We start from the raw sequence: 12,004 nt of genomic DNA, 5'->3' as shown, positions 1-12,004 counted from the left end.
GCCACGGCGTGCGGGAACGGCGGGAGTCACGGGAGCGGCAGCGGGGGCGGTGGCACGCACCGCGCGTCCGGTACGGCGGGCGTGGCCGGCACCTCGGCAGCGTCCGGTACAGCCGGCGGGGACGGCACCCGGCCGGGCCGCATGCTCGATCAACGGCAGTTGGAGCAGGCGGCGGTGAGCCGGGCCGAACTGCCGGGATGGACGACCGCTACGCGCTACGGTCGCGGCCCCGACGGGGTCGAGGTCACGCCCGTGATCATGGACGTCACCCGGCTGCCCCAGGTGTCCCCGGCCGCGTGCGAACCGCTCGGTGCCATCGCTATGGGGCCGCAGAGCCCCACCCGTCAGCACCACGCCGACTTCCAGGAGTACCTCACCGAGACGCACGGCGACACCATGCTCCTGGACGCGCTGCTCGCCTACCAACCGGCAGACGCCCGGGGGGTGATGACCGATCTGCGCGCATCCCTCAAAGCCTGCACCTCCTTCCGCGACGGTGACGGGCTCCGGTACTCCCACCCCGAGCCCCGGTCCGCGCCTTCCGTCGGTGACGACGCCATGGCGTTCGGCCTGACCGAGACCGCGCCGAGCGTGGACGCCGGCGGCAACCCCGACGGCGGCACCCCCGGTATGGCGCCCTTGAGTTACGTGGTCGTCCGCAGCGGAGCCACCATCGCGGTCTTCTCACTCCAGGGTGATCCCGGTGACCACCCGGTGATCCCCACCGGGGTCGTCAGCGCGCAGATCGCCAAGCTGGCGAAGGTCGGCTGAGCCGCCGGCCGTTGCCGGAACGGAGTCGGTGTTCCAAGCCGGTATCTGGAGTCGGAGTTCGGAGTCGGTGTTCGGAGTCGGAGTTCGCGGCCGGGCCCGGCCGCCTGGCGCTCCGGTCGTCGCCCGACGCACGCCGCGGTGGTCAACGCGCTTGCGACCGTAGGCCGTTCCCCTGACGTGCGAGCAGGTCGCGCAGCGGTTCGTTCCGGTGCGCGGTTTTGGCCGAATCGGCATCCTCGGGACGGCCGGACGGGCATGCTACTGGCATGAAGGCGAACGGTGACGCTCAGGAGGAAGTGACCGGACAGGAGTGGCCACGGCCGGCCGCGCCACCGTCGCCGGTCGCGGCCGGGCTGGCCGCACCCGCGGACGTGGAGACCTGGAAGGCGCGCAAGGCGTACCCGTCGACGTTGTTCGCCGGCGGTCCGGTCTTCGGGATCGCCCGCGAACGGGCCGCGGGTGGCTGGAAGCTGCGCCCGGGTTTCGCCGGCCTCGCGCCGCAGGACGCCCGTGACGCGCTGGGTGCGTACTTCCGGGAGCGCGCCGAGAGGTGTACCGCCGAGGGTGACGAGGCCGGCCGCGCGCAGTACACCGAGGCGGCCGAGCGGCTCGACTGGGAGCGCCTCGACGAGCTGACCGTGGCCGGTGAGCGCTACCGAGTGGTCCGGGCCGAGCGCTTCATCCGGATGGGCCCCGACGGTCCGGAGCCGCCGCGCGCCACCGACCCCGACCGTACGGACCCCGCGCAGCCGCCCCTCGACCCCGCGGCGGACCTGACCATCGCGTCCGGCAGCGAGGCCACGCTGTCGCCGGGCGTGTTGCGGATCGAACTCCTCACCGCCCTGCGGAAGAACGGCACGGTGCCCCGCGACGTGCGCGAGGACTCGCGTGCCGCCGCGCGCACCCACCCGGGCGGGGTGCTGCTCCCGGCGACCTTCATGGCCGCCGAACGCGAAGGGGGCCGCTGGCGGCCGCAGTCCACCGGCACCGCCGCCACCCCGCGCGACGCCCGCGACGGACTGGCCGTGCAGCTGCGCGTGATGGTGCCGTGGCAGCGCGAACTCACCGACGAGGAGCACGAACTCCACAAGCGGGCCGCCGACCACCTCGACACCGAGCAGTGCGACGAACTCGACGTCACCGGGCGGCACTTCCGCGTCATCCGGGTCGAGCGCCTGATCCGGATCGGCCCGGACGGTCCCGAGGGTCCGCGCCCCTCCGACGCCGACCCCGTCCCGCCGGCCATGGTCCATGAGCGCCAACTGCGCGAGCAGAGACCGGTCCAGGACGAGGAGGACGGCGAGGCGGAGGAGAGCACGCAGAAGTTCATGGCCCTCCTCGACGAGGAGCGGCGGCGCCGCGAGCACCTGCGCGAACGCCGCTGAACGCCTCGAAAGCCCCGCGCTGTTGGCGCCCACATGCCCCAACGCGCCCTTCGCGGGAGCCGGTTGTACGATGCCGGCGTGGTGCGGCGTCCCCGCGTGCCCTGCGTCCCCCGAGCCCCCGTCCCCGGCGCCCGGTCAGGCCGTCTGCCGCGGCACCCGCTCCGTCCCGCCCGGGTGCGCCGCCGCGTGCCAGCGGTGGTGTGTCGCGTACGAACTCCACGGCCGCCACCGGGCCGCTCCCGCCGCGTCCGGCTCCAGCAGCACATCGGGGTCGCCCAGGGCCCGCATCCGTATGTAGCCCGCCGTCCACGGGCCCACGCCCGGCAGCGCCAGCAGGGTCCGCTCCGCCTCGTCGCGGTCCGCCCCCGGGTCCAGCCGCACCGCGCCCGACACCAGCGCCCCGCATATCGCACGCACCGCGGCCCGCCGCTCGTCCGGTACGTCCACCGCGGCCAGGTCCGCGTCCACCAGTTCCGCCGGGCGCGGGAAGAGCAGGGTGAGGCCGCCGCTCGGTGCGGCGAGCGACTGCCCGTAGGCCGCGGCCAGTTGATCGGCGGCAAGCCGGGCGTGCGAGGCGCTCAGCCCCTCGGCCAGCACCGCGCGCACCGCCAGCTCCTCGGGGTCCGCCGCCCCCGGCGAGCGCACGCCCGGGCGTTGCGCCACCAGCGGGGCCAACTCCGCTTCCCCGGAGAGCCGTTCGGTCACGGCGTACGGGTCCGCGTCCAGATCGAACAGCCGCCGCAGCCGCTGCGTCGCCGTCGTCAGGTCCCGCAGGTCCTCCAGGTGCAGCCGGCACGCCAACCACCGCCCCGCGCCGGCCCGTTCGGACACCTCGGCGACGCCCGCGCCGTGCGGCAGCCGCAGGGTCCTGCGGTAGGTGCGTGCGCGGGTACGGGCGCGCCCGTGCGGGCCGGTGCCCGCGCCGGTGCTTGTGCCGTCCACGACCTCCTCCACCCCGGCGACCGTCCGCGCCGCCAGGTAGTCGAAGACCTGCCCGCTGTCGTACGCGCCCCGGTACGCCAGCCGCAGTGGTACTCCCGCCGCGCCGTCGGGCCCCAACTCGCCGTTCCGGCCGGCGCCGTCGACCCGGGCCGACCGCAACTGGGTCGGCGTGGCGGCGTAGATCTCCCGCATCGTCCCGTTGAACTGCCGCACGCTGGCGAAGCCCGCGGCGAACGCGATGTCCGCCGCCCGCAGGGACGTTGTCTGGAGCAGCACCCGTGCGGTGTGGCCGCGTTGCGCCCTGGCCAGTGCGATCGGGCCCGCGCCGAGTTCCGCGTTGAGCTGGCGCTGCACCTGGCGTGCGCTGTAGCCCAGCCGCGCGGCCAGCCCCGCGACGCCCTCCCGGTCCACGATGCCGTCGCCGATCAGCCGTACGGCCCGGCCGACCACGTCCGCGCGCGCGTTCCAGTCCGCCGAGCCCGGGACCGCGTCCGGGCGGCACCGCCGGCAGGCCCGGAAGCCCGCGGACTGGGCGGCCGCGGCCGTCGCGAAGAACGAGACGTTCTCCCGTTTCGGGGTGACCGCGGGGCAACTCGGGCGGCAGTAGATGCCGGTTGTGGACACCGCGAAGAAGAAGAGGCCGTCGAACCGTGCGTCTCGGCTTCGGACCGCCTCGTAGTTGCCCTCTTCCGTTGCCATGGTCACCATTGTCGCCTGCCGGCCGCTTTCCGGCTGGCGTATTTCGGACACGGTGGCCCCCCGTGGGGAGGGCGCCCTGATCCGCCGGGCTGCCTTGTCCTGCCGGCTCGGGGACCGCTCAGGGGCGTGGAGAGCCGGGTGGGTCGGGTTCCCACGGGACTACCCTTGCCGCTGTCGGACCACAACTTCACCCGGGGGGACGGCCGTGGCCGCTCATGAGCAGACAGCCTGTGCGCCGGACCTGGACGAGTTGAGTCGGCGGGCCGTCGCGGCCGGCGTCCCGGACCGCGACGAGGGTCTGGTCGTCTGCGAGAACCTGGTGCGGATCTACCGGACCGAGGGCGTCGAGGTCCAGGCACTCCAGGGCCTCGACCTGGCCGTGTCCGAGGGCGAGATGATCGCGGTGATCGGGGCGTCCGGCTCCGGCAAGTCCACCCTGCTGGGCATACTCTCCGGCCAGGACGTGCCCACCGCGGGCTCCGCCGAGGTCGCCGGACACGACCTGCTGGCGATGAAGCGCCGCGCCCGGCTGGACTACCGGCGCTCCACCGTCGGCTTCGTCTGGCAGCAGACCGCCCGCAACCTGCTGCCGTACCTCTCGGCGGCCGAGAACGTGATGCTTCCGATGACCTACGTCGGGGTGAAGCGCTCCCGGCGCCGGGAGCGCGCCGAGGAACTGCTCGACCTGCTCGGCGTCGGCCACTGCCGGGATCGCACCCCCGACGCCCTCTCCGGTGGCGAGCAGCAGCGGGTCGCCATCGCCGTCGCCAACGCCAACGAGCCCCGGGTGCTGTTCGCCGACGAACCCACCGGTGAACTCGACACCGCCACCAGCGACGAGATCTTCGCAGCGCTGCGCCGGGCCAACGAGGAGTTGGGTGTGACCGTGATCGTGGTCACCCACGACACCCTGGTGTCCGAGCAGGTCCAGCGCACCGTGCGGATCCGCAACGGCCGCACCTCGACGGAGGTGCTGCGACGGGTCGCCACCGACGAGGACGGCGTCGAGGCCCTCACCTCCGAGGAGTACGCGGTACTGGACCGCAACGGGCGGCTCCAGATACCGAGCGAGTTCACCGAGCGCCTGCACATGCGCAAGCGGGTCAGGCTCGCCCTGGAGTCCGATCACGTCGGCGTCTGGCCCGACGCCGCCGCGCGTGAGGCGAGGACGCGTGAGGCGACGACACGTCAGGCGAGATCCGACGCCGCGGACGGTGGGACCGACGGCGTACCGCGGCCGTCAGCCGAGGCGTAGTACGGCGCCCAGGCGACGCTTGCGGGCGAGGACGGTCTCGGTGGCCGCGGCGGCGAGGATCAGCAGGACCACGCCGCCGACGAGGGCGATGGTCAGCGCGTAGTCGATCCGCAGCGCCGGTTGCGCGGGGCCGCCGGTGAACTGACGCAGGTTCAGCGTCGGTGCCATGAGCCGGGGTTCGAGCAGGCCGACCAGGGCGCCGCCCACGGCCGCGGCCGCCGCGAGCGGGAGCATCTGCAGAAAGTGCACCGCCCCGGCTTCCTTGCCGCCCAGCCCGAGCGTCCGCAGGAACGACGTGGTGCGGCTGCGTTCGTACGAGGTGAGGATCAGTTCCAGGGCCACGGCGAGCAGGCCGAACAGGGCGGCGAGGGCCGAAGCGGCGGTGTAGACGGTCTCCAGGCCGCGGGTCAGGCCGTCGTCGCGCAGGGCGCTCAGCGTTCGGGCGCGGGTGCGGACCTGCGCCAGCGGTCCGAGCGCTTTGGCCGCCGCCGACCGCAGCGCGGCCGTGGAGGTACCGGGCCCGTCGCCCTGGAGGAGCAGCACGGTGCTGCCCGAGGACTGCTGCGGCATGAGGTGGTCGGCGGCGGCAGTGGTGATCAGCATCGGTGTGCCCGGGGCGAGCTGCGCCGTGATCGGCCCCAGCAGGGGGTCCCGCAGGTCCGCGGGGTCGAGGGTGCCGGCGGGGTCCAGGGCCAGGTGCACGGGAGGGTGACCGTGGTTCTCGATGGTGGAGGTGAAGCCGCCGGTGCGCTCGCGCGCCCGCAGGGCGGGCGACACGACGGACGGCAGCGGGACGCCGGTACCGGGTCCGGTTCCGGTGCGCGGCGGGGCGGTCAGTGCGGACAGCAGGGTGCGGGCCAGCGGCGAGCGCGGGGCGACGGCCACCAGTTGCCGGGGCTGCACCGTGATCACCGCGACCGCCGAGATCTCCGCGCCGTCGGCCCGCCCCACCAGATCGAGCGCGTACAGATGTTGGAGGGCCGTACGTATCCCGGTCGTGCCGGTCAGCGCGCCTGGTGCGGGTGTTGTGTTCCCGGTGGCGGTCGCGCAGGCGTCGGCGCCGGTACTCCAGGCCGCGCCCGCCGTCAGGCCGTCGCCGATCGTGCGCTGTACGAGCCCGCCGAACACGGCCGTGCCCAGCGTCAGGACCAGCACGAACAGGGCCAGCCCGGTCGCCGGGGCGTCATGGGCGGCCCGGGCCACCGCGACGAAGCTCACGGTTCCCCTGCCACGGCGGGCCCGCCGCAGCAGCAGCCGCAGTGCGAGCGGGTAGATCCGCAGCAGGACCAGCACCGTGGCCAGGGCCAGCAGTACCGGCACCGCACCCAGTATCCAGTCGGGTCCTTGCGAGCGAAGCGTGGCCACCCCCGCAACTGCCGCGAGCAGCACCGTGATCTCCATGACCACGCGCCGGCCGCCGGCAACGGGCCGGCGGGCGCGACGTCGTCGGCTCGGCCCGGGCGGCTCGCGGACCGCGAGCCAGGTCAGCAGTGACACCGTCAGCGCCACGGTCGCGGTGAGCACGGCAGCCGGGACCGGCTGCGGAGCCCCGGAGGCCCCGGCGGGAGCGAGAGCGCGGCCGACCGCCCAGCCGAGCAGCGCGGCGATCACCACCACCGGCCACGCCACGGCGCTGCGCAGCAGGACCAGCCGCGCCGTGGACGCGCCCCGCGCGCGCTGCAACCGCAGATGCGCCCTTCTACGGCGCAGCAGCAGCCGCACGGCGACCGCCGTCGTGGCCAACGCGACCGCAGCCAGCGAGTCGACGGCGAACGCGGCGAGCCCGCCGGCCTGGTGCTCCTGCGCGGTGAAGGTGCCGACGAGCGGCGTCAGGGCGTCGGTGACCGTGAGGGGACCGGTGCGCTGGCTGCCGACCATGCAGCTCTCGCCGCCGGTGAACTCGTCGACTCCCCGGCACAGCGCCCGGTCCAGATCCGCGCCGTAGCGGGACAGCGGTCCGCTCAGCGCGCGGGCCCGGTCGAGCGCCGCCTGACGCAGGTCGGCCCGCATCTGCCAGGTCACGGACGGGCCGGGCACCCCGGCGGCCGCCAGCCAGTCGGCGGCGTCGGTGCCGACCAGGCCGCGTACGGCAAGCACCGTGCCGGTGGTGTTCTGCGCCGGGTAGCTCGACGGCTGCGCCAGCGTGGGCCGGCTGCTCCAGAAGTCGTCGGCACCGGCCGTCGCCCGGAAGACCCCGCTCACCAGCAGCACCGCACGGGGGGATTGCTGCCGGGCGGGCACCCTCGCGAACTCGACGTCGAGCCGGCTGCCGACCCGAACTCCCAGTGCCTGCGCGGTGGCCTGCGACAGTCCGATCTGCGGCGCCGTGCCGATCGGCGTGTGGTCGGCCGGCGCGTGGCCGCTGACGTAGCGCAGATGGGCCTGCACGCTCGGGAAGTGGCTGAGCGTCAGCTTGGTGCTGCTGACCGTCGGTCCGGGCGGGCTCGGCGCGGTGAGAGCTGCCTCGTTGTAGTCGTAACTGCCGCTGCCGGCGAAGCTGAGGTATCGCGCCGCCGAGCCGCGCAGCCGGTGGGACAGCGCGCGGCCGTCGCCGAGCAGGGAGGCCATGTTCACGGTCGGCGGACCGGAGTTGAAGACCTCCGGCACGGTGCTCAACGTGATCAGCGGAGCGCCGGCCTGCGCGGCGGCGATCCGTTGCCGCAGCGCCCGGTCCTCCTGGTGCCCCGCGAGCGAGGGGGCCCACGCGCACACTGCCGCCAGCACCAGGACCAGTACCGCCAAGCAGGCGAGCAGCGGCAGATCGCCCCGCGCCTCCCTGCGGATCAGGCGCAGCGTCATCGCCGCGCCCGTCCCCGGGGATCGCCGCACCGACGTCCGCCCCGTCCAACCTTGTCCGGCGACACGCCTCAACGGTCTTCCCCCGCCCGCAACACCCGTACCAGGTCCACCCTGGCCAGCAGACGGGCCAGCGCCAGCACGACCGCACTGATGGCGAGCGCGGTCACCACCGCGGTCAGCGCCACGGTGCGCCAGGGCATGACCAGCGGCAGCGGCGGATAGGGGGCCTGCCCGCTGTCGTCCACGGTGACCAGCGGCAGCACCGCCGACGCCAGCGCCATGCCCAGCAACGCTCCCGGGACCACCGCGAACAGCGCCAGACTCACCTGCTCCGCACCCAGCAGCGCGGCCAGCCGCCTGGAACCGGCGCCGATCGCCCGCAGCAGGGCGAACTCCTTGCGGCGCTGCCGGGCGGAGATCACCGCATGGACGGTGAAGGCGATGACCGCGAAACAGGGGGCCAGATCGCGGACCAGCTCCAGCACCCGGCGCAGCCCGCTGCGGAACGGGTCGGCCGCCAGCGCCGCGGCGGTGCGCGCCGTGGTGGTCACCCGGCCCAGCGCGGGCTGTGCCTGCGCGGCGGCGGCCGTCCGCGCGCTGTCGGTGCTGCTGATCCACCAGAACGCGGGGTCCGACTGGGGGGCGCCGGCGAGCGTCAGCGCGGCGGCGAGTCGGCGTTGGTCGGCGATCAGATGCCCCTGCCCGTGTCCCAGTCCCGGCAGCGAGTCGACCCGCCCCACGATCCTGGCGGGCACCGGGTTGCCGTCGCCCAGGTCCAGCGTGGTGGTGCTGCCCACGGCGAGGTGACCGTCGTGCAGTGCCTGTGCGTCGGCGCGCACGGGAAGCGGCGCCGGTCCGCCGGCGGCGCCGGCCAGCAGTCTCACCTCGCCGTCCGGCTGGGTTCTGTCGTCGATGCCGGAGCCGTCGGTGCCGGCGGTCGCCCGCGGGGCCCGGTAGCGGTACTGATCGTGGTCCGGAGCACGCCGGGGCCGCCGGCGTGCATCGAGCACACCCCAGGGGCGCCGTAGATGTACGCGCCGGACATGTTCCCTCGGCAGGCACCCGCAGTGGCGTCGGCGGCGTCTTCGGTGCCGTCGGTCCACACCTGCCCGGCGGGCAGGGGAGCGGCCCAGACGTCCGCGGTGCCGCGCGAGCCGACCCGGATCAGGTCCAGGTCCAGGCGCGCGGGCCGCACCCCCGGCTGCGGCAGGACGTTCATGGCGGTCACCGTCAGCGGGTACGCGCGCGGTCGGCCGCCGCCGAGCGCGACGTCCAGGGGGATGGCGATCGTGTGCCTGGCTCCGTCGGCGGCGGGCAGGGCGGCGGACACGGTGCTGTCCAGTCCGGCCGCGTCCTGCACGACCAGTTCCAGGTGCGGTGCCGCGGTGCTGCCGTCGCTGCTCAGTTGCTCGTCCAGCAGCAGCGTGACCGGGCGCCCCGGGAGGGTGATCCCGTAGGCGGCCGGTGAGGGTGTGCGGGGTGCGGGACCGGCGATGGTGCCGTCCAGTTCCTCGCCGGCTCCGCCGGGCAGGTTCACCGTCGCCTGGGTCACCGGGGCCACGGCCGTCACCGCCGGCAGCGAGCGATAGGCGGCGCCCAACACCTCGGCGGGGTAGTCGTTCTGTTGGGACGGATCGATCCTGACGTCCGCGCCGACCGTGAACGCGGCCTGCTCGGACGCGAGACCGCCCAGGCAGGCCAGCGCCGTGGTGGCGAAGGCGCTCACCGACACGGCCAGACACATCAGTGCCACCGGGCCGGCGTTGCGTGCGGCCCGCCGGCTCAACTGCCATCCGGCCAGGGCCGGGACCAGCCCCCGGCCGCGGTGCCCGAACGCGTCCAGCAGTCTGGAGGTCAGTGGCAGGAGCCGCAGCAGCAGGAGCGCGGCGGCCCCGCTCGCCAAGGCCGGGACCAGGACCATCACCGGATCCACGGACACACCGCCGAGCCCGCCGGCGATCAGCGAGCGGTGCCGCCGCAGCTCCAGGAACCCCAGGATTGCGACGGCCGGCAGCGCCAGATCGGCGCCCCACCGCTGTGCTGCGGCGGCCCGCGCGCCTCGGCCCGCCCGTAACCGCATCGTCGGCAGCACGGGCAGCAGCACCGCCCCGGCGTGCACCAGCAGGGTCAGACCCACCGCCGCCCAGGCGTCGGCGCCTCGGCCGCCGGGGTGCAGCAGCCCGGCCAGGTACGGTGCGGCGACCGCGGCCGGGACACCGGTGACCGCCCACTCGGCCGCCGCGCCGCGCAGCAACCGCGCGGTGCCCGCGCCCCGGGCCTGTTGCAGGGCCAACTCACCGCGCCGGCGCACGGTCATCTGACGGGCGGCCAGCACCAGGGTGGCGAGCGCGAGGACCGCCAGCATCACGCTCGGCAGGTACAGCGCGGACCGGGCCGCCACGATCGGTACCGCCAGGGCGTCGATCGCGTCCGCAAGACCCGAGGACACCGCCAGGTCGTCCAACGACGGCTGCTGCCCGTGGAACACCGACACGTCGCTCTGGCTGCCGGTGAAGCTGCGCACCCGATCGTGCAGCCTCGCCAGGTGACCCGCGTCGAGGCGGGAGAAGTCCGGCTGCACGCTCCAGTGGGCCGTCAAGTGCCCGTTCAGGACGGCACTTCCGTTCAGAGCCGCGGCCGAGACCACCAGCAGTTGCTGGCTGCTGGTCTCGCCCTCGGTCAGGTCGCCGGCCATCGCGGGCCAGAACCCGACGGCTCCGGCCGCACGGAAGACGCCGGTGATCCGCAACGTCATGCTGCGGTCGGCGGCGTCGTGCAACTGCACGCTGGAGCCGGGTCGGAGCCCCAGGCGCTCGGCCAGCGGCTGGGGCACAGCGGCGTCGACCGGGGCCGTCGAACCCGTGGAAACGCGGACCTCGGGCAGCGCGGTGAACGCGCCGGCCGGGGCGTCCGCCGTGCCGGCCGGCCAACTTCCGGCGACCAACTGCCCGAACCTGCCCGGGTCCTGCACCGCGACCGGGTGCAGCCCGCTGCCGCCGGGCCCGCGCGGCCGCCCCGCGACCCCGTCGACACCCCGCACCGACACCGCCGAAGTGCCCAGCAATCCCACGTACGTTCGCTGCGGCACGTCCGCGAAGACCCTTGCGGCGGCGGCCCGGACACTCCGATCGGCGGCCGCCATCCCCCCGGCCCGGAACGAGGCGTTGACCGACACCTGCGCGTCGAGGTCGGCGGCCAACCTGCGGTCCGCCTCTGACCGGACCGAACGCCCCGCCAGCGCCACGAGAGTTGCCAGCGCCGTCGCGCACAGCAGCACGGTCACCGCGACGGCGGCCAGCACCAACCCGTGTTGCGTCGAGCGTCTCGCTGCCGCGGGAAGACGCCGCGGTGAAGGCAGCAGGGTCGTGCCGACCACATGAACTCCCGCCCGCGGCCTCGAACATGTGACGTAACGGTGCGTCGCAGTCCTACCAGCCATCCCCATGCGACGCAACGTGGGCGCTCCTCGGCGCGCCCCTGCCCCTCGGCTGCCCCGTCCTGCCGGTTCGGGGATCACCGGCCACCGCCCGGCTTAAGGCGGCAGGGGATCGTGCCGCCAACGGCGTGCCGCGGGGGCGCGGGGAACTGCGCGGGAACCCACCACCGGCGGGTGGTCCCGGAGCCGACAGATCGGGGCGGCCGGGTGTGGGTCAGGGGCGCCGCCTGACCGTGCGGGGGCCCGTCACGTCGGCGCCCACGACGGCAACGCGGGCGCGGAGGCCGCGGTCGGCGGTGACCACGAGACAGCGGCGGGACCCGGCCTCGCCCGCGCGAGCGTGCGACGCGACCTCGGCGATGAGGTCGTCACCGCTGCCGGGAGCGGAGCGGACCGTCACGCCGGGGACGGAGTCGACCCCGCGGGCCGCGCCCTCGACGACGAGGACCACGTCCAGGGGCACGCCGACCGCCCAGGGCGGCGCGGGGCCGTCGGCGGGACGCCCGGCGGTCGCGTACGGCGCGAGGGCGTCACGCAGGCGCTCGGCGGCGGCGTGCCGGTCGCGCCACCTACCGTCCGGCACGGAGCCGACGACGTTCGGACCGTCGACGACGAGCAGTGGTCGTTCGGTCACGCCCCCCACCCTTGCACCCGCGCCTCACCGCAGCGGGGGCGCGGCCGGCTCGGGCCGGGGCGTCGGCGGGAACGGGTCCGGCG

8 protein-coding genes are annotated in these 12,004 nt (G+C 75.0%); 3 read left to right on the top strand and 5 right to left on the bottom strand.

The window, feature by feature from the left end; all coding sequences use genetic code 11:
• A partial coding sequence (locus AC13HU_RS19495) for a hypothetical protein (RefSeq protein WP_483043184.1) occupies positions 1 to 771 on the top strand: 771 nt, incomplete at its 5' end.
• Positions 772 to 1,037: 266 nt separating this feature from the next.
• Positions 1,038 to 2,156, top strand: a complete 1,119-nt coding sequence (locus AC13HU_RS19490) for a DUF5954 family protein (RefSeq protein WP_483043183.1) — start codon at positions 1,038 to 1,040, stop codon at positions 2,154 to 2,156.
• A gap of 135 nt (positions 2,157 to 2,291) precedes the next feature.
• Here AC13HU_RS19490 and AC13HU_RS19485 read toward each other — a convergent pair whose 3' ends face one another.
• Positions 2,292 to 3,797: an AlkA N-terminal domain-containing protein gene (locus AC13HU_RS19485; RefSeq protein ID WP_483043182.1), complete on the bottom strand. Its 1,506-nt coding sequence runs from the start codon at positions 3,795 to 3,797 to the stop codon at positions 2,292 to 2,294.
• 205 nt (positions 3,798 to 4,002) lie between these two features.
• Here AC13HU_RS19485 and AC13HU_RS19480 point away from each other — a divergent pair, with 205 nt between their 5' ends.
• The gene (locus AC13HU_RS19480) at positions 4,003 to 5,052 is read left to right on the top strand and encodes an ABC transporter ATP-binding protein (protein ID WP_483043181.1); all 1,050 of its coding nucleotides are present in this window, start codon (positions 4,003 to 4,005) and stop codon (positions 5,050 to 5,052) included.
• Here AC13HU_RS19480 and AC13HU_RS19475 read toward each other — a convergent pair.
• The 4 genes from AC13HU_RS19475 to AC13HU_RS19460 form a co-directional block, all read right to left on the bottom strand.
• The gene (locus tag AC13HU_RS19475; RefSeq protein ID WP_483043180.1) at positions 5,038 to 7,851 is read right to left on the bottom strand and encodes a hypothetical protein; all 2,814 of its coding nucleotides are present in this window, start codon (positions 7,849 to 7,851) and stop codon (positions 5,038 to 5,040) included. The genes AC13HU_RS19480 and AC13HU_RS19475 overlap by 15 nt on opposite strands.
• Positions 7,852 to 7,919: 68 nt before the next feature.
• Positions 7,920 to 8,735, bottom strand: coding sequence for an ABC transporter permease (locus AC13HU_RS19470; protein ID WP_483043179.1), 816 nt, complete (start codon positions 8,733 to 8,735; stop codon positions 7,920 to 7,922).
• Complete coding sequence (locus AC13HU_RS19465) at positions 8,732 to 11,152, bottom strand: ABC transporter permease (RefSeq protein ID WP_483043178.1); 2,421 nt, start codon at positions 11,150 to 11,152, stop codon at positions 8,732 to 8,734. The genes AC13HU_RS19470 and AC13HU_RS19465 overlap by 4 nt, the downstream gene beginning before the upstream one ends.
• A 349-nt stretch (positions 11,153 to 11,501) precedes the next feature.
• Complete coding sequence (locus tag AC13HU_RS19460) at positions 11,502 to 11,921, bottom strand: PIN domain-containing protein (RefSeq protein WP_483043177.1); 420 nt, start codon at positions 11,919 to 11,921, stop codon at positions 11,502 to 11,504.
• Positions 11,922 to 12,004: the final 83 nt, after the last annotated feature.

Source organism: Streptomyces sp. NH27, assembly GCF_056859195.1.
This window is presented reverse-complemented; position numbering and strand designations above follow the sequence as displayed.

Excerpts from the sequence above, each read along its gene's own strand:
- AC13HU_RS19490 (WP_483043183.1), top strand. The coding sequence starts at position 1,038 with ATGAAGGCGAACGGTGACGCTCAGGAGGAAGTGACCGGACAGGAGTGG.
- AC13HU_RS19485 (WP_483043182.1), bottom strand. The coding sequence starts at position 3,797 with ATGGCAACGGAAGAGGGCAACTACGAGGCGGTCCGAAGCCGAGACGCA.
- AC13HU_RS19475 (WP_483043180.1), bottom strand. The coding sequence starts at position 7,851 with ATGACGCTGCGCCTGATCCGCAGGGAGGCGCGGGGCGATCTGCCGCTG.